The following is a 16,284-nucleotide window of genomic DNA, read 5'->3' on the forward strand; positions in this document are numbered from 1 at the left end:
GCACCTGCACGCCAGGGAGATTGCGGACGCGCGTGATCTGGTGAGCGCCGGATACCACCGCCGCGGTGATGGTCTGGGCTGGGGGGCGGCCGTAAGGCGGCGGTTGCGGGTCTGGCGCCTTCCGCGGTTGGCGCCGCGCGTGTGACACGGGCAGGACGGCCGGTGTGGGTTCGGTCAGGCGGCATCAGAGCGCCGTCGGCAGGCGTGGGGACGCGTGAGGGAGTCTTGCCTGCCGCCGTCGATGAGGCGCAGGTGCCGGGTACGGGCGTGGCGGGGTGGCCGTGGGGTGCGCGTCAGCCAATCCTCGACACGGTCCATGCCATACAGCAGTACGGCCACGATGGGCAGCAGCGCGCAGGCGACGATGACCACGATCCCGGGCCCCCTCACGGCAGACAGCCGTGGACGGGTGCCCGCGTTGTACTCGGCCAGCCGTCTGCGCCATGGGCGTCTTGCGGTCAGGTGACGATGGTGGCCAGCCCGGCGATGCCGATGAGGTAGATGACCACCGCGGCGATACTGTCGACGCCCATGCGCGCGCACCGGCGGCGCGGCCGGTCGGTGAGCAAGAGGGCAGCACCCATAGGTTCGCGTATCCCCGAGCCGTACGCCTCGCTCTGCCCCGTCGGCAAAGGGGTATTCCCAAGCCCCCCCCAGGGAATCGTTTCCCTCCCTCACGGCTGGTGCCCGCAATAGCATGCACAGAACATGTCCGGGGACATTACGGTGTCGGACAGCAGAATGCGAAAGTGCGCACGACTCATGACCGATGGAGTACGCGAAGACGATCAGGGGGAGGCAGCGTGACGGACGCAGGATCGCGGAGCGAGACGCAGGTGAACAAGGAGGGCGACAGACGCGGGGCGTGGTGTTCCTGGTCCGCGTCACGTAGGCGCCGGAGCCTGCAGGACACAGCGACCGATGCCGGACTCGGCTCCGTGCGGCGGGTTCACCGCTCACGACTGCCGCTATGGACACGTCCGTTCTCACCGTTGCTGACCGCCGCCGTGGGCGGCCTCTGCCTCACCTTGGTGCTGATACGCAACCCCGTAGCGGCCCTCTGTGCCGTCTTGCTCATACCAGTAGGACTCTACGTCTACGCCGTCGCCGCACCGTCCAGGCTCCGCGGGGGCCGCCAGTTCATCGCGGTGTGCGACGGCGGACTTGTGATCGCGCACGAGTACCTGCCGGCACGTGCCGTGACGTGGGTCCAGGTGCAGGAGTGGCGAGCGGCGGTACCGAGGCCCGGCGTCGAGCAGTCGGCTGTGCTGGTCGTTGAGGTGGAGGGCGGGGAGACAGAGATTCCGGTCGGTGCGGTCGGTCGGCGAGGTGATCTGATCCGCGCCCTGTTGAGTCGTTCTCCGGCTCCGCCCAATTACCGGCGAGGCTCCACCATCGCAGCAGCCATGGCCGCCTTTGCGGGTTTGCTCGGCTGGCTGGTGCATTGGCAGTTCGATCCCCGTCACGAGGAGGCGCTGCCCGGGATCGATCGTCTCGGTGCAGCCTGCGATCACCCCGGTGTCGCGTACGACGACGCAGCGGCCTATGACAGTTCTCGGCCGCGGCAACTGGTCATCTACCAGAAGACGACCGGGGACTACTATCGCCATACGCTCTCCGAGCCCGCGAACACGTCGTCTGCCATCAATCCGGAAGCGGTCGACAAGGTGCAGTTGATCGCCTGTGTACGGCGTAGCGACGATCCCTATGGGGACATCACGGACACCGAGTGCAAGTACGTCAGAGACGGAATGCAAGCTCAGCCGGTCTTCGGCCAGCAGATGCCGGACCGAGTCCTCAGCATCCAGATCGTCCACTACGTCGTGGACGTCTACGAACTGCGCACCCATCGCAAGGTCACCTCACGGCAGCTCGACGGCGACGACATGACCTGCCCACGATCCATCACTGCCACAGAGTCCATCTACAGCCGGATCAGCGACGATGCCTTCCACCGCCTGCTCGACCCCCTGACACGTTAGGCACCTCGAACAGCGTCATGCGCTCGCGGCTGACAGGTGGACGGCTGCCAGCCGGGGCATCCGCACACCAGCGCGTTACGCCCCGCACCCTGTGGCCCTCCGTTTCGGTGACGTCCTGCTCATCCCGGCCGCAAGCCCCGCCTGACGGCAGGAGCAGGGTCAGCTCGTGCGGCGAGTACGCGGCGCCCTGGACGCGGTCGTCGACGCACACGCGCCGGCCGGAGCTCCAGGGGGGCCTCCACGCTCGCGGAACGCTGGGCCATCGTGCCCGAGCTGCCGCCTGCTGCGGGAGGCCGCAGGCGGCTGGGGTGAGTTCGGCGCCGCCGAACAGTTGTGCGTCGCCGGAGGGCAGACGGTGGAGATCCGGGTGAGGAGGTCGGGCCGCGCCGAGGGTGGCACGGTGGGCAGGGACGGATCCGGTGGCACATCACGCTGATCAGCCACGGCCGCGAGCGGTCAGGATGTGGCAGAGACTGCCGCATCGAGGCCGCGGGAGGCGACGAGCTGTGCGCCGCCATCGGCCAGACGGTAGCGCAGGCCCACCACGGCCGCCTGACCGCCGGTGACCTTCTCGGCCAGTACCCGGGAACGGTCCAGCAGCAGGTCGACGGTGTGGCGCACGTGCTCGTCGAGGACCTCCTCGGGCTGCATCCGTCCGGCGGCCCGCGCGGCCAGCACGCTCGGAGTCACCCGCTCGACCACGTCCCGGATGAAGCCGCCCGGCGTCTGCCCGTCCTCCAGCGCGGCGCACGCCGCGCCGACCGCACCGCACGAGTCGTGACCGAGAACCACGACCAGCGGGCAGCCCAGCACCTCCACGCCGAACTCGATACTGCCCAATACCTCCGTGCCCATGACATGGCCCGCGGTGCGCACCACGAACAGATCGCCCAGGCCGCGGTCGAAAATGATCTCGGCGGCCAGCCGGGAGTCGGAACACCCGAACAGCACGGCGAAGGGCTGCTGGGACGGTGCGATCTCGCCGCGGCGGGTGGCGTCCTGGTTCGGGTGCTCGGGGGTGCCTGCGACGAAGCGCTGGTTACCGGCCAGCAGCAGCTCGAAGGCGTCGCGGGGCGTAGGGCTCCTGGTCTCGGTCATGGCCTCAGCCTACGACTGGCGCCAGCCGGGCATCGCCTGGTCTCCTCGGTCATCGCAGGCGGGGAGATCGGGGATCTGTGCTTCATGGTCGGAAAACCGCCCGATGAGCATGGTTGCCGAGGAGCGGGGCGGCTCTTCCGGCCGGGCCCGCGCGGCATAGCGCCTACCGACAACCGGTCTCGTGATCAGTCTGGCCTGCGAAGCGCGCCACCGTCAGTGCCGCGCGCGGCGGCCAGGTCGAACCCCGCCAGCCGCACTTTGAGAGACCCCGCACCGCCCTGGTAGGTCGTCTTGGCAGTGCGCGGGACGTGGTGCGGGTTGTCTCGAGCCGGCCTGGCGCCGCATGGCTGGTGATCCGGGTTGGACGGGCCAGTCCGCCGGGCTCCTCACCGGGCGGGACGAGACGCCGTAGCACGGGCTGCAGGGCGGGCTCAGCCGGGGAGGTAACAGCGAATCGTAGTGCCGTCGTGGCCGGTGTGGACACGGACGAGGTCGGCGAGTTGGTGGACAAGAAGGAGTCCGCGGCCGCCGGGCTGTGTGGGGTTGGGCGGCCTGCGGCCGGCCAGGGGATCATTCAGCTGTCCGCCGTCGTGGACCTCGCAGACGATCCGGTCGCTCTCGGCCCAGATCCGCAGTGTGCCCGAACCGGCGCCGTGGAGGACGCTGTTGGTGGTCAGCTCCGCCACGGCGAGTTCCAGATCTCCTAGGCGCACGCCGGACATACCCAGGGACCGCGCATGGGACACGGCGAAATCGCGGGCCTCGGGCAGTGTCTGGGCGGCGAAATCGCAGGCCGCAGCGGAGAGCGGGGCGAGCAGAGGCTCGTTGTAGCGGGCGATGATCTGCTCGGGACTGTAGGCGGTGGATGCCCTCTCGCCATCAGCGTCGAGGAGGAGCGGATGGGTCGCCAGGGCGTCGCTGAGCACCTGCTTCTCCAGCTGCCCGGCGTCGTAGGGGCACAGGATGGTTACCGCGCGCCCGGTGAAAGCAGCGTTGATCAGCGCTTCGTGCTGGACGCATGCCGGGTACTCGACGGCGGAACGACCCTGCCAGATCGGCTCGCCGATGATGCGGACCCGGCGGGCGCTCGGCTGGGCGTCCGCGAACTTGCGCAGCACGCTCGGGATGATGCGGCCGGGGTTGCGGCCGGCCTGGGTCATGTCGATGAAGCGCACCTCCGCCGCTCGCTCGCCCAGCCCCTCGCGGATCAGCTCCAGGCGATCCGGCGGAGCAGCGACGGCTGCGGGCTCGCCGGCGTCCAGCCCTTCCCTCAGGAAGGGAACCGTTCCCGCGATGTACTGGTCCGTGCCTCGGTAGAAGAGCGCTGGGTGGACGAACGGCTCGTGCGAGGGGGCTGTGCTCGTCATGCAGCCACCTCGATCGCGGCGATTCCAGGCCAGAAGAGCGCAAGGATGCGTGGCAGCTGCGCCGGAGGACGGTGAAGCACGATTCGCTGCCCTTCGGCGAGACGCTGGGCGGTTACCGCAAGGTCCGTCACACCAGCCACGTCCACGAACTTCACGCGGGACAGATCCACATGCAGCACATCCGTACGCCGCTCGACCAGCTGCTTCAGCGCCTGCTGCCAAACGGTTCGTGTGTTCATGCTGATCTCCCCGATCGCCGCCAGCCCGGAACTGTCAGGCAACGGATTGATCCGCAGTACCGCGCCACGTGGTTGCGCAACGGCGGGCCCGCTCACGCCAGGTGGGACGTTCACGCCCTTCCCCCACTTCCGCGGACTCGGCCACACGGCTGCCTACATCGATCACCTCGTACGATACCCGGTCGGGTTTTGGGCGCTCCGATCCGGCAGCGAAGGAATGCAGCGCGCACTCCCCTCACCTCTGACGGCCTGTGCCCCTCTCCATTGAGGGTCCCCTCGCATGTCGGCTTTCGGCCGGGCGGGTCAGATCACGGGGCTCGGCTCAGCATGGTCGGCATGGTTCGCCGCTGAGGCGAGCTGGTGGGTTCTGCCACCCACTACATCGAAGTCTTGCCGTACTGGCGCTGCGACTGGCTCACGCCTGCGAGGCGAGGCGATCTCAGAGGTCGAGGCTGAGTTCGGCCCAGACCGTTTTGCCTGGGTGGCGCGGGGTCACCCCCCAGCGTTGGGCGAGTCGCTCGAGCAGTTGCATGCCAAAGCCGCCGGGTTCGGTGTTCGGAGTGGCGCGCATGCGGGGCCAGCGGTCACTGGAATCGCTGACGGCTATGCGCAGCCAGCGGCCGTTCCAGGTGAGTCGGATCAAGGGCGGGCCCGCGCCGTGGCAGATGGCGTTGGTGATGAGTTCCGAGACGAGCAGTTCGGCGGCCTCGATCATGCGGCGCTTGCGCAGCGGGCCGCCGAAGGCTTCCACGCAGTCGCGGACCCAGTGCCGGGCGGCCGTGATGCTCGCCGTTACTGCGGGGAAACGCGACTCGCAGGTCGGGATGCTTGGTTCGCCGTTCACGAGGTCCCTCCAGCGGGGTGGCCCTGCTTTGCCTCCGACTGGTGCTGTGCCCGGCCGGTGGCTGTCATCTGTCGGGTTACCCCTGCCTGACTGGTGAACCATCTGTGCCAGCCGGAGAATCGTCGCATTTGCGAAGGGTCACCTGTCGCAAGATGGGCGGCACTGCTGGTGTCGGGCGGGAGGGCGCTGGCAGAATCAGGTGCCGTCGCACGAAATGAGGCCATGCCGGTCCCGCTGCCGCCGTGGTCCGAGGGTGAGGGAGCCGGCGTGGAACAGGTTTCGGATGTGGAGATTCCACTGGACCGTGATGTGTTCCTGCGGACTTTGGTGCGTGAGTTGGCAACGTCGCTGGAGTCGGTGATCGGTCTGGAGGAGGCGTCCGGCTACGTCAGTCTGGTGGGGCAGGCCGTCGGCACGCAGATCGACGAGATGTACCTCAGGGCGCTGGGAGTCGACCGGCTCACAGATGAGCAGGTGGCCGAGGCACTCGTGGATCTCAAGCGCCGCATCAACGGTGACTTCTACGTCATAGAGCACGACGAGAAGAAGATCGTGCTGGGCAACCGGGTGTGCCCGTTCGCGGAGAAGGTGGTGGGCCGGGAGTCGATGTGCATGATGACGTCCAACGTCTTCGGCACCATCGCCGCCCGCAATCTGGGCTACGCGCGGGTGGAGCTTCAGGAGACCATCGCGCGCGGCGACGCGGGCTGCCGCGTGGTGGTGCACCTGGCCCCCGACGTGGATGTCGAGACGGTGAGTGGCCGTGAGTACTTCGGCGATCCGGCTGTGGCTCCGTGACCCTTGGCCTCTTCCGGGCCATCACCAAACCGCTGCCCCATGCGGTGCTGCTCTGCGGGGCAGACGGCCGCGTGCTGGCCGCCAACCCGGCGGCCTGCCGCTGTGACGACCGGCTGGGCCCGGGAGCCAGCTTGTTCGATCTGCGGCCCGATGACACCCCGTGGCTGCGTCAGCAACTGGCTGTATGGCTGCGCAGCGGCAGCCCCGTGCCGGGCGCGCTGGTTATCAAGGACGCTGACGGCCGCATGCGGCGGTTTCGCTGCCACGGGGCGCGGGCCACGTGGTGGGACGGTCCGCAGCCGGCCATACAGCTGCATCTGGTGGAGGCGGGGACGTCCGACCAGTTCGTCGTGCTCAGCCAGCAGGTGGAGGCGCTGAACCGGGAGGTTGCCTTCCGCCGGGCCACCGAAGTGGACCGGGCGCGGTTGCTGGCCGCTGAGCGCGCCACCCGTGCCCAGTTGCAGCACCTGTACGACCTGACCGCCGCCCTGGCCGGAGCGATCACCCTCGCGGAGGTTTCCCGCGTAGTCAGTCAGGTGGCGCCGGCTGCTCTTGGAGCCGCCGCGGCGGAGCTCTATCTGCACTCGGCGCGGCTGATGCCGCCCCTGCAGCCGGAGGACGACCGCCTTCCGGCTGACGCGGAGGGCTGGACCGACCTGGATCGGCCGTCTTCCTCGGACGGCTCCCTTGCCGGTGAGGCCGCGGACGCTGTTCCACTCGCCCTGTCGTTGGAGGCGGACGGCGTCCAGCTGGGCATGCTGATCGTGTACGGCGCACACAGCTCTACCGCTCCCGAGCATGTGACGGCTGTGGCTCAGCAGATCGCACAGGCCCTGCGCCGTGCGGGGCTGCACGAGCACGAGCACCGGGTCGCCGAACGCCTACAGCTCAGCCTGCTGCCCCAGCTGCCGGACCTGCCCGGTCTGGAGACGGCCACCTGTTACGCCCCGGGCAGCGACCTGCTCTCGGTCGGCGGCGACTGGTACGACGTCTACGACGTGGACGCCGATCACATCGGCCTGAGCATCGGCGACGTCGCAGGCCACGGGCTACACGAAGCGACCGTCATGGCGCAGATCACCGCCGCCCTGCGCAACATCGTGCCGCGCTGCGGCACCGACCCCACCGCTGTCCTGGACGAACTCAACACCTTCCTGGGCCGCTATCACCCGAACCGCATGGCCACCGGCTGCTACCTGGTCTTTCATCGCCGAACGCGCGCCCTGACCTACGCCTGCGCCGGCCATCCACCGCCCCTGCTCATCCACGCCGACGGCACCAGCGCCTACCTCAAGCACGCCACCTCCCCGCCTCTCGGACCCGTCCGCAACATCCGCTATCGACAAGCCGCCACCACCGTGACCGCGAACGACACCCTGCTGCTGTACACCGACGGGCTGATCGAGCGCCGTCGCGAGGACCTCGCCATAGGAATGGAACGGCTGACCAAGCTCGCCCGCACCACCATCGGCCTGGACATCGCCGAGCTGTGCGACCGGTTCCTGCACCACCAGCCCGAGGCAGCATTCCCCGACGACCGGGCCCTGCTCGCAGTCCGCTTCCCCCCACCGAGCTGACCGGCCCTCCACCCAACACAGCAGGCCACACGCTCCCCTAACGGCGGTGGACTCTCGCCCTCGACCAAGGCGGACGCCTGGCAGGACAAGGGTCCTGCGCCCGTGGCGTAGGGGCGCCAGCCGTTGCGGCGGATAGATCGGGATGCCGTGCACGGATGCCGTGCCCATCCGGCTACGAGCTTGGGCCAGGGAGCGTACTCCGTATCGCCGCTCACCGCCCCTCAGCGAAGCCGGCGGTTGGCTGCGCCTGGCTACACCCGGCGAATCAGTGATATGCACCCTATCGTCGGCGTCGACATCCTCATCGACTGCCGGAAAACCCTCCACCAAGCCCTCAGCAACTGACGCTCCAGCGCCGGCCTCCCCGTCTGCGGGAAGAAGGCGGCCCGTACAGGTGGTGGCGCAGTGGCCTGCGCACCACGGCTGACGGAACCGCTTCTGGGATCGATTCGCGGTCCTCGTGCCGGAAGCCGTCGGAGTAACCCGACTCACCGAGCCGATCGTGAAGATAGCGGGCGGGAGCACCCGAACGCCGTCGCGCGCGAGCGCAGCGAGCTGCCTACCTGTCAGTCGGTGGTGAGCAGGCCCTCGCGCAGGCGGGCGAGGCAGCGGGACAGGAGCCGGGAGACGTGCATCTGGGAGACGCCCAGGCGCTCGCCGATCTGTGCCTGGGTGAGTTCCTCCACGAAACGCATGTGGATGATCCGCCGGTCGCGCTCGTCCAGGTCAGCGATCAGCGGGGCCAGGGAGTGGAAGTCCTCCACCAACTCCAGCGCGGTGTCTTCGACGCCGATGAAGTCCTGCAGTGCGCTTTCGCCGTCCTCGCTGCCCCCGATGGCGGCGTCGAGGGAGGAGCAGTTGTAGCCGTTCGCGGCCAGACGGGCCTCCGTCACCTCATCCTCGGGCAGGCTCATCAGCTCCGACAGTTCCTTGACCGTCGGCGTACGACCCAACCGGCTACGCAGTTCCTCCGTGGCCCGGGCGAGCTGGACGCGGGCCTCCTGGAGCCGCCGGGGTACGTGCACGGCCCAGGTGGTGTCACGGAAGAACCGCTTGATTTCCCCGACCACGTAAGGGATGGCGAAGGAGGTGAACTCCACCTCGCGAGACAGTTCGAACCGGTCGATCGCCTTGATGAGGCCGATCATTCCGACCTGGACGATGTCCTCCATCTCCTCCGGCCCGCGGCTGCGGAACCGGCCGGCCGCGTAGCGGACCAGGGACATGTTCATCTCGATCAGCGTGTTGCGCGCGTAACTGTACTGGGGCGTGCCCTCCTCCAGCACTGCCAGCTGCTCGAAGAACAACCGGGAGAGTTCGCGGGCGTCCTTGGGTGCCACCCGGGTAGGGTCGGCGACTTCGGGCAGCTCGGTGGTCTGCGTGTCCAGCGTGCTCATGAGCGCCATGTAGGTCCCCTCCCGGATTCGAACCAGTGCCCGGCCTGCTGTGAAACGGCCGACGACACTCCGACTACCCCTTCATTTTCCACCCATGTCTGCCACCACGTGATCGAGGGCCAGGGCTGCTAGCTGGGACGTCTCCCTGCGGAGAGGCAACCCGCCACGGTCGAGATGATCTCGGCGGCTGGCTGGAGCACCCGAACTGGACCACCGGCTGGTCATGCCCGGTCAACGGCGGCAGGGCGTTGGTTGTCACGGTGTGTCCGGGGCTTCAGGTGCGCGGGACAGGCGCGCGATCAGTTGCCCCGCAACGACAGCAACGTAAAGCACGACCAGGACGCCGAGTCCGAGATCGAGCCAGTTGTAGGTCGTGCCCTTGAAGAGTGAGGCCCACGCCCGGGCACCCGCGACGGATCCGGCGACTACCAGTAGGACCGACGCCACGGCATGCAACACCTTTGCAGCCTGGGGCCGCCGCTCTTTGAGCAGCTCACCACCCGCACCGAGCGCGACCAGGGCGGGGAAGACATCGTGTGGCTCCAGGCGCCCCGTCCCGATCGCGTCCACGATGTTGATCAGGATGCCGATCGAACCGACGACCAGTGCACCTCGAGCTATACGGCGGCTCATCAATCCTCGCTTGCAGTCATACTTTGCTGGCAATGATCAATTATCGCTGTCATGGGACAAGCGGGGCGAGGAGCTGCGGCCGCCCGCTCAGGACTGGTTGATCCAGTACGGACTCAACTGGAACAACGGGTCCACACGGACAGTGCCGGCAGCGGCCAAACGCGGCTGCTGCCGCCCGGCTACCTGGCAGCAGGTCTTTGAGGCACTGCGGCACCAGATACCGGCCTGCACATGCTGCTGACCCGACACCGCGCTCGGCATCCTCCACTAGACCGGCCGTCCATCCTCCCGGCCACTGGGGCGTCGGCGCGCAGCGCCCGCGGTCCGCTCGCAGGCGAGGGCGATCTGCTCGCGGAACGGGGCAACCCGCGGATTGGACAGTGCCTGGTGCTGCAGGGCCGCGAGCGCCTGCCCCCATTCCACGGCGTCCTCGGGGAGGGTGCAGGGCTGGCCGCTCAGCCGCCGCGCGGGAAGCGTCACCGTGGACACCGTCGCCTCGTCCACCGGCTCGCGGCTCCGGCCGCCCTCGCTCACAGGCCGCTCGGCGCGTTCCTGAGCGGTGCGCAGCTCCCGCGCGCGTCGCGGTGCACGGGGGGCGGTAGCACGGGGGGCGGCCCTTTCCGCTGTATGTTGGCGGCGGTCACAGGACCCGGTGCAGGGCAAGCGACCTTCGGGTAACTGAGCCCGGTGGGAGGACACCGCTGGTACCGGGGTAGAGGGGGCGCCCACCCCGGCCGCGTCTTACTGGTGTGGAACGTGGAACCCCGTCGAGGTCCACGCCATTGGCTTGGTAGGCCAACCGCAAGGGAGGCTGAAGTCCCCGGTGGGAGAAGGAAGATCCAAGAAGCGATAGCTGGCAGGCCGGAGGGAATCGGGAGTTGGGACCTTCACCCGCTCTCGCCTAACTCGCCGGAGACGGGTCCTGGTGGCCCGGCCCGAACGGGCGCCCACGTGGATCAGGTGGGCCTTTGAAGTCACCACTGCAAGGAAGCCGGAACCGAGGGGCAGAAAGGCCCGCAACTTGCAGAACCTCATGCTGAGAAGCCGCAGCAAAACGTTGGTCAGCGTGAAGCGGGTGACGCAGCAGAGCAGTGGTCGCAAGACCACTGACAACCACGGGGAACGAGCCCTCACGCCGAAGGCGAGAGGGCTGTTGGCGGCTGAGATCCATCGATCGTCGATGCCCTGGAAGGCCAGGCCGGTCACCTGACTGGCTGCGGCATGGGTTCAGCGGACCAGGCACCTGGCGGCGCGACACACACCAGCGCCAGTTCTTCCGAAGGCCACCACGTTCCACTGATGTGGTCTCGCGCGGAAAGGTGGGGCCGGTTGGCGTGTCGGTCATGGTGTCACCAGCTGTCGGCTGCTGCCAACAGCTCGCCGTGATCGCGGGTCCGCGATGCCTGCTCCAGGTCCGACTCGACCATCTTCTGCATCAGTTCCTCGAACTTCACCGTGGGCGCCCAGTCCAGCGCGGCTCGGGCCATGCTGGAGTCGGCGCACAGCGTCTCCACTTCAGCCGGGCGGACCAGCGACGGGTCGATCACGACGTGGTCCTCCCAGTTGAGGTCCACGGCGTCGAAGGCGATCTGCACCGCGTCGCGGACCGAGTGCATGACGCCGGTGCCGATCACGTAGTCCCCCGGCTCGTCCTGCTGGAGCATCAGGTGCATCGCCTTGACATAGTCGCCGGCGAAGCCCCAGTCACGCAGCGCGTCCAGGTTGCCCAGCGCCAGCTTGTCCTGCAGTCCCAGCCTGATCCGAGCGACGGCGAGCGAGATCTTCCTGGTCACGAACTCGGCACCACGCCGCGGGGACTCGTGGTTGAACAGGATGCCGGAGACGCCGTACACGTCGAACGACTCACGGTAGTTACGGGTGATGAAATGGCCGTAGGCCTTGGCCACCCCGTACGGGCTACGGGGGTGGAACCGGGTCGACTCCCGCTGCGGAGTCTCCGCGACCTTCCCGAACATCTCCGAGGACGACGCCTGGTAGAACCGGATCCGACCAGAGCGGGTCGATTTGGATGTGCTCAGCCCACTGACCATGCGAATGGCCTCCAGCATGCGGAGCACACCGGCGCCGTTGACTTCGGTCACCAGTTCCGGCTGTTGCCAGGACATCGGCACGAACGAGATGGCTCCGAGGTTGTACACCTCGTCAGGCTGGACGTGGTCCAGCGCCGAGACCAGGCTTGCCTGGTCCATGAGGTCACCGTGCACAAAGGAGAGATCCGATGCGAGGCGGCTGACCCGTGACTTTCGCGGGTTGGCCTGGCCCCGTATCAGACCCCATACCTGGTAGCCCTGTGCCAGCAGGTGTTCTGCGAGGTACGAGCCGTCCTGACCGGTGACCCCGGTGATGAGAGCACGCTTGGACACGACATTCCCTTCTGCCGCGACGGGAAAAATGACCGCTACGCGTTGTGAACTATCGCGGGAGCAGTCCCTGGTAGTGACATTCACAGCCGAAAGTCCGCAGTGTCAACGAAAGTCGGGGCACCCTAGTGCATCACCGGGAATTGGCACGCCCATTTCTCGGGACTGGGGATTCTTCAGTCAGGAATGGGGCCTACTCGCCTCTGACGACTGCCCCGAGGAGACCTCATGCCCATCCCCCGCACCGACGCGGAGCGCTGGCTGCGCCGCTTCCGGCCCAACGCCAGTACCCGCGTACGACTCGTCTGCTTCCCGCATGCGGGCGGCTCCGCGAGCTTCTACCACCCCGTCGCGATGGCCCACGCAGCCGCCGCCGACGTCGTGGTCCTCCAGTACCCCGGACGCCAGGACCGCAGACATGAGCCACTGGTGCCCAGCGTCGCGGAGTACGTCGCTCGCATCGCGCCGGTACTCGAGCAGGAAAGGCCGCTGCCGACTGTCTACTTCGGACACAGCATGGGTGCGGTACTCGCGTTCGAGACAGCCCTCGCACTCGCTGACACGCCCGCCGCGCCCCGAGCGATCGTGGCATCCGGTCGCCGCGCGCCGGTCACACACCGCAACGAGCACGTGCACCTGCGGGACGACGAGGGCCTGCTCGACGAGTTGCGGAAGCTCAACGGCACCCAGGCGGACCTACTGGGCGACGAGGAGATCGTGAGGATGGCCTTGCCGGCGGTGCGCGGCGACTACCGGGTCATCGAGACCTACCAGGCCGTGCCGGGCAGCACGGTCGACTGCCCGATCACCGTACTGGTGGGGGATGACGACCCGAAGACAACCGTCGCGGAGGCCGACCGATGGCGCGAACACTCCACCGCCCCGTTTCACCTCCGCACGTTCCCCGGTGGCCACTTCTACCTGGCCGAGCACCAGGCCGAGGTGAACGCCGAGTTGGCGGCCACGCTGACCGCCGTCTCCAACGGGACCGCCATCAGGTAGTCGTTCCGGGGCCGGGTACGGCTGCGAGGCCGTCGCTTCCGAGCGTTGGGCGGTGAGGCGCCACCGGCTGAGCCCGGGCACGGCGAAGGGGGCGTACCCTAACGGGCCCGCCCCCTTCGCCGTGCCCGTGTCAGGCCGGCACCTGAGCGATCACGCCCGGCCCTCACCGCCCACGAAGGCCCGGACAGGCACCCGCTGCCACGACGGGCTCCTTGGTCCTCAGTTCAGGCCCAGCTCGTCATCGAGCATGCGGAACATGTCGTCGTCGGTGGCCGACTCGACGTCGAAGCCGTCTTCTTCCTTTCGACCTGCCGCCCACCTGCTGCGGAGTACTTCCAGCCGGCCGGCGATCTGCCGATGCAGGCGCTCGTCGTCCACCGGGGTCTCGTCCAGCGCGCGCTCCAACCGATCCAGATCCGCCAGCAGCGCGGCCGGCCCGGTGGGTTTGTCGACGACCAGCCTAGGCAGCAGGTGGTCGACCAGGTCACCCGGCGTCGGGTAGTCGAACAGCAGTGCTGCGGGCAGCCGTTGCCCGATCTCCGCACCGATCCTGTTGCGGAACTCCACAGCGATCAGCGAGTCGAACCCGAGGTCCTGGAAACGCCGGTCCGGTGAGAGCTCCGCAGCGTCGCCGTGCCCGAGGACGGCGGCGGCGTGCCTGCGGATCAGCTCGAGCACCAGCTCCGGCCGGTCGGCGGGCGCGACGGCGCCAAGTGCCGCGACGATCCCGCCACCGGCGTGCGCGGTGGCCGCCGTACGGCGGGCGGGTGTGCGGACGAGGCCGCGCAGTAGCGCCGGTACTTCCCCGGAGGCCCGCACCGCCGTCAGATCCAGCTTCACCGGCACCATCGCCGGCTCCCCCGCCGCATCGAAGAGTGCAAGCGCCTCGGCACCAGCCAGCGGCAGCACACCCGAACGCCGCATACGCGCCACATCAGCCGCAGCCAACTGCTCGGTCATGCCCGCGTCCTGCTCCCACGGACCCCACGCCAGCGACACACCCGACCAACCACGAGCACGACGATGAGCCGCCAGCCCATCCAGGAACGCGTTACCCGCCGCATAGTTCGCCTGACCGGCCGCACCGAACACACCCGCCACCGACGAGAACATCACGAACTGATCCACATCCCCGACCAGTTCATGCAAATGCCACGCCGCGTCCACCTTCGGCCGCAGCACCCGCTCCAGCCGCTGCGGTGTCATCGCCTCCAGCACACCGTCGTCCAGCACCCCAGCCGCATGCACCACACCCGTCACCACACGCCCGTGGAGCACCTTCGCCAACGCCGACAGGTCCGCCACATCACACGCCACGACCTCGGCGTCCGCACCCAGCCGGGCCAACTCAGCCACCAGCTCCGACACACCCTCCGCGGCCGGACCACGCCGACTCAGCAGAAGCAGCCTGCGCACACCCCGCCCAGCCACATGCCGCGCCACCAACGCACCCAGACCACCCGTACCACCGGTGATCAACACCGTCCCCTCACTGCCCCAGGACCGACCCTCACCCCCCTCAGCCCGAACCAGCCGAGCCGCGAACGCCTCACCCCCACGCACCACCACCTCAGGCTCATCCGTGACGACCGGATCCCCACCACCCTCCACATCCACCAACCAGAACCGACCCGGCAACTCCCGCTGAGCCGACCGCACCAGACCCCACACCACAGCAGCAGCCGGATCCCCACCACTGACCACACCCCGGGTCACGAACACCACCCGCGAATCCGGCTCCCGCACCAACTCCAGCACCCGAACCGCCAACGCATGCGCCGACGCCACCACATCGACGCCACCCACCAACTCCACGAACCGCACATCACCCACATCGACCGCCGGCACCGACGTCGACCACTCCACCCGATACAAGGAACGCACGCGATCCACGTGTTCGGGGGCGCGCAGGTGCAGCGTGCCCACCGTCGCAACGGGCCTGCCGGTGGCGTCGGCGACCGCGATCTCGATCCCGGCGGTCGCGGAACCGCTCAGCCGCACCCGTACGGTGGCCGCGCCGCTGGCGTGCAGTCCCACGCCCGTCCATGCGTACGGCAGCAGCGTGCCGGGCTCGGCGCCCTCGAGGAACGCGGCCCCGTGGAGCACAGCGTCGAGCAGCGCGGGGTGGATGCCGAAGGCCGCCACGTCTCGGGCCCGCTCCGGCAACGTGACCTCGGCGAACACGTCGTCCCCGACGCGCCAGGCAGCGGTCACGCCCCGGAAGGTCGGACCGTAGTCGGTTCCGTCGTAGAAACCGGTGAGGTCGAGCGCGACGGCCCCGGTCGGCGGCCAGTGCCCCGCGTCCCAGGCCGGTTCGACGGCCGCCGCACGGAGGACGCCGGTCGCGTGCCGGATCCATTCCTCTCCGTCGCGGGAGAACACGTCGAGTTCGGCGCGGCCGTTCGCGTCGGATTCCGAGACCCTCACCCGCACGGGGACCGCACCGGTTTCGGGCAGCTCCAGCGGGACGGACAGCGTCATCTCCTCGATCTGCTGGAGGCCGAGTTCGTCCCCGGCGCGCAGCGCCAGCTCCACGAAACCGGTGCCGGGGAACAGGACCCGGCCGTCCACCACGTGATCCCCCAGCCAGGGTTGGGCACGCAGCGACAGTCGGCCCGTGAGGATGACACCGCCGCCGTCCGGCAGCTCGACGGCGGCGCCGAGCAGCGGGTGTTCCACGGATTCGAGTCCGGCCCCGGACACGCCACCGATCGATCCGTGCGTCTCCGGCCAGTAGTAGGTGTGCTGGAAGGGGTAGGTCGGCAGTTCGACCCGGCGGGCGCCCGTGCCGGCGAAGAACGCCTCCCAGTCCACGGCCACCCCGTGCGCGAACACGCCGGCCACGGCCGTGACCGCCGAGGTCTCCTCATCCCGGTCGCGCCGCAGCATCGGCACGGTCGTCACCTCGGCGGTCTCCTGGATCATCGCCGACAGCGTCCCGTCCGGCCCCAGCTCCAGGAACGTAC

The 16,284-nt window shown here is 68.7% G+C and carries 15 protein-coding genes; 5 read left to right on the forward strand and 10 right to left on the reverse strand.

Features of this window, described 5'->3' with window-relative positions:
* Nucleotides 1-458: 458 nt before the first annotated feature.
* Entirely contained in the window at nt 459-584 is a 126-nt protein-coding gene (locus IE177_RS35450; RefSeq protein ID WP_268253171.1) for a hypothetical protein, read from the reverse strand.
* Between the two features lie 408 nt (nt 585-992).
* Here IE177_RS35450 and IE177_RS19045 point away from each other — a divergent pair, with 408 nt between their 5' ends.
* The gene (locus IE177_RS19045) at nt 993-1,982 is read left to right on the forward strand and encodes a hypothetical protein (protein WP_190016526.1); all 990 of its coding nucleotides are present in this window, start codon (nt 993-995) and stop codon (nt 1,980-1,982) included.
* Nucleotides 1,983-2,438: 456 nt separating this feature from the next.
* On the opposite strand, the gene IE177_RS19050 is transcribed toward IE177_RS19045, so the two are convergent.
* The 4 genes from IE177_RS19050 to IE177_RS19065 form a co-directional block, all read right to left on the reverse strand.
* Nucleotides 2,439-3,080: a carbonic anhydrase gene (locus IE177_RS19050; RefSeq protein WP_190016527.1), complete on the reverse strand. Its 642-nt coding sequence runs from the start codon at nt 3,078-3,080 to the stop codon at nt 2,439-2,441.
* 431 nt (nt 3,081-3,511) lie between these two features.
* Nucleotides 3,512-4,447, reverse strand: coding sequence for an anti-sigma factor RsbA family regulatory protein (locus IE177_RS19055; RefSeq protein ID WP_190016528.1), 936 nt, complete (start codon nt 4,445-4,447; stop codon nt 3,512-3,514).
* Complete coding sequence (locus IE177_RS35920) at nt 4,444-4,833, reverse strand: STAS domain-containing protein (protein ID WP_506005057.1); 390 nt, start codon at nt 4,831-4,833, stop codon at nt 4,444-4,446. Before IE177_RS35920 ends, IE177_RS19055 begins: the two co-directional genes overlap by 4 nt.
* Nucleotides 4,834-5,125: 292 nt before the next feature.
* Nucleotides 5,126-5,530, reverse strand: a complete 405-nt coding sequence (locus IE177_RS19065) for an ATP-binding protein (protein WP_190016530.1) — start codon at nt 5,528-5,530, stop codon at nt 5,126-5,128.
* 267 nt (nt 5,531-5,797) lie between these two features.
* On the opposite strand from IE177_RS19065, the gene IE177_RS19070 reads away from it, so the two are divergent.
* Together IE177_RS19070 and IE177_RS19075 are read left to right on the forward strand one after the other, a co-directional pair.
* A complete protein-coding gene (locus IE177_RS19070) occupies nt 5,798-6,328 on the forward strand; it encodes a methanogen output domain 1-containing protein (protein WP_229816128.1) in 531 nt (176 codons plus the stop codon).
* Entirely contained in the window at nt 6,325-7,905 is a 1,581-nt protein-coding gene (locus IE177_RS19075) for a SpoIIE family protein phosphatase (RefSeq protein WP_190016532.1), read from the forward strand. Before IE177_RS19070 ends, IE177_RS19075 begins: the two co-directional genes overlap by 4 nt.
* 566 nt (nt 7,906-8,471) lie before the next feature.
* Here IE177_RS19075 and IE177_RS19080 read toward each other — a convergent pair.
* From IE177_RS19080 to IE177_RS19090, 3 genes are all read right to left on the reverse strand, one after another.
* A complete protein-coding gene (locus IE177_RS19080; protein ID WP_373305116.1) occupies nt 8,472-9,311 on the reverse strand; it encodes an RNA polymerase sigma factor SigF in 840 nt (279 codons plus the stop codon).
* A 246-nt stretch (nt 9,312-9,557) separates the two neighbouring features.
* Entirely contained in the window at nt 9,558-9,935 is a 378-nt protein-coding gene (locus IE177_RS19085) for a hypothetical protein (protein ID WP_190016534.1), read from the reverse strand.
* Between the two features lie 267 nt (nt 9,936-10,202).
* Entirely contained in the window at nt 10,203-10,469 is a 267-nt protein-coding gene (locus tag IE177_RS19090) for a hypothetical protein (protein WP_229816129.1), read from the reverse strand.
* A gap of 391 nt (nt 10,470-10,860) precedes the next feature.
* Between IE177_RS19090 and IE177_RS35925 the strand changes: the two genes are divergently transcribed.
* Entirely contained in the window at nt 10,861-11,145 is a 285-nt protein-coding gene (locus IE177_RS35925; protein ID WP_268253172.1) for a reverse transcriptase N-terminal domain-containing protein, read from the forward strand.
* A gap of 139 nt (nt 11,146-11,284) precedes the next feature.
* Here the strand turns inward: IE177_RS35925 and IE177_RS19100 are convergent, their stop codons facing one another.
* Complete coding sequence (locus IE177_RS19100; protein WP_190016536.1) at nt 11,285-12,319, reverse strand: GDP-mannose 4,6-dehydratase; 1,035 nt, start codon at nt 12,317-12,319, stop codon at nt 11,285-11,287.
* 225 nt (nt 12,320-12,544) lie between these two features.
* Between IE177_RS19100 and IE177_RS19105 the strand changes: the two genes are divergently transcribed.
* Nucleotides 12,545-13,318 carry a thioesterase II family protein gene (locus tag IE177_RS19105; protein ID WP_190016537.1) on the forward strand — a complete coding sequence of 258 codons (774 nt, stop codon included), beginning with the start codon at nt 12,545-12,547 and terminating at the stop codon, nt 13,316-13,318.
* A 219-nt stretch (nt 13,319-13,537) separates the two neighbouring features.
* On the opposite strand, the gene IE177_RS19110 is transcribed toward IE177_RS19105, so the two are convergent.
* A complete protein-coding gene (locus tag IE177_RS19110; protein ID WP_190016538.1) occupies nt 13,538-16,243 on the reverse strand; it encodes a type I polyketide synthase in 2,706 nt (901 codons plus the stop codon).
* Nucleotides 16,244-16,284: the final 41 nt, after the last annotated feature.

Origin of the sequence: Streptomyces lucensis JCM 4490 (genome assembly GCF_014650035.1) — a bacterium.
Taxonomy (GTDB): Bacteria; Actinomycetota; Actinomycetes; order Streptomycetales; family Streptomycetaceae; genus Streptomyces; species Streptomyces lucensis.

Excerpts from the sequence above, each read along its gene's own strand:
- IE177_RS35450 (WP_268253171.1), bottom strand. The coding sequence starts at position 584 with ATGGGTGCTGCCCTCTTGCTCACCGACCGGCCGCGCCGCCGGTGCGCG.
- IE177_RS19050 (WP_190016527.1), bottom strand. The coding sequence starts at position 3,080 with ATGACCGAGACCAGGAGCCCTACGCCCCGCGACGCCTTCGAGCTGCTG.
- IE177_RS19055 (WP_190016528.1), bottom strand. The coding sequence starts at position 4,447 with ATGACGAGCACAGCCCCCTCGCACGAGCCGTTCGTCCACCCAGCGCTC.
- IE177_RS19080 (WP_373305116.1), bottom strand. The coding sequence starts at position 9,311 with ATGGCGCTCATGAGCACGCTGGACACGCAGACCACCGAGCTGCCCGAA.
- IE177_RS19085 (WP_190016534.1), bottom strand. The coding sequence starts at position 9,935 with ATGAGCCGCCGTATAGCTCGAGGTGCACTGGTCGTCGGTTCGATCGGC.
- IE177_RS19105 (WP_190016537.1), top strand. The coding sequence starts at position 12,545 with ATGCCCATCCCCCGCACCGACGCGGAGCGCTGGCTGCGCCGCTTCCGG.
- IE177_RS19110 (WP_190016538.1), bottom strand. The coding sequence starts at position 16,243 with ATGATCCAGGAGACCGCCGAGGTGACGACCGTGCCGATGCTGCGGCGC.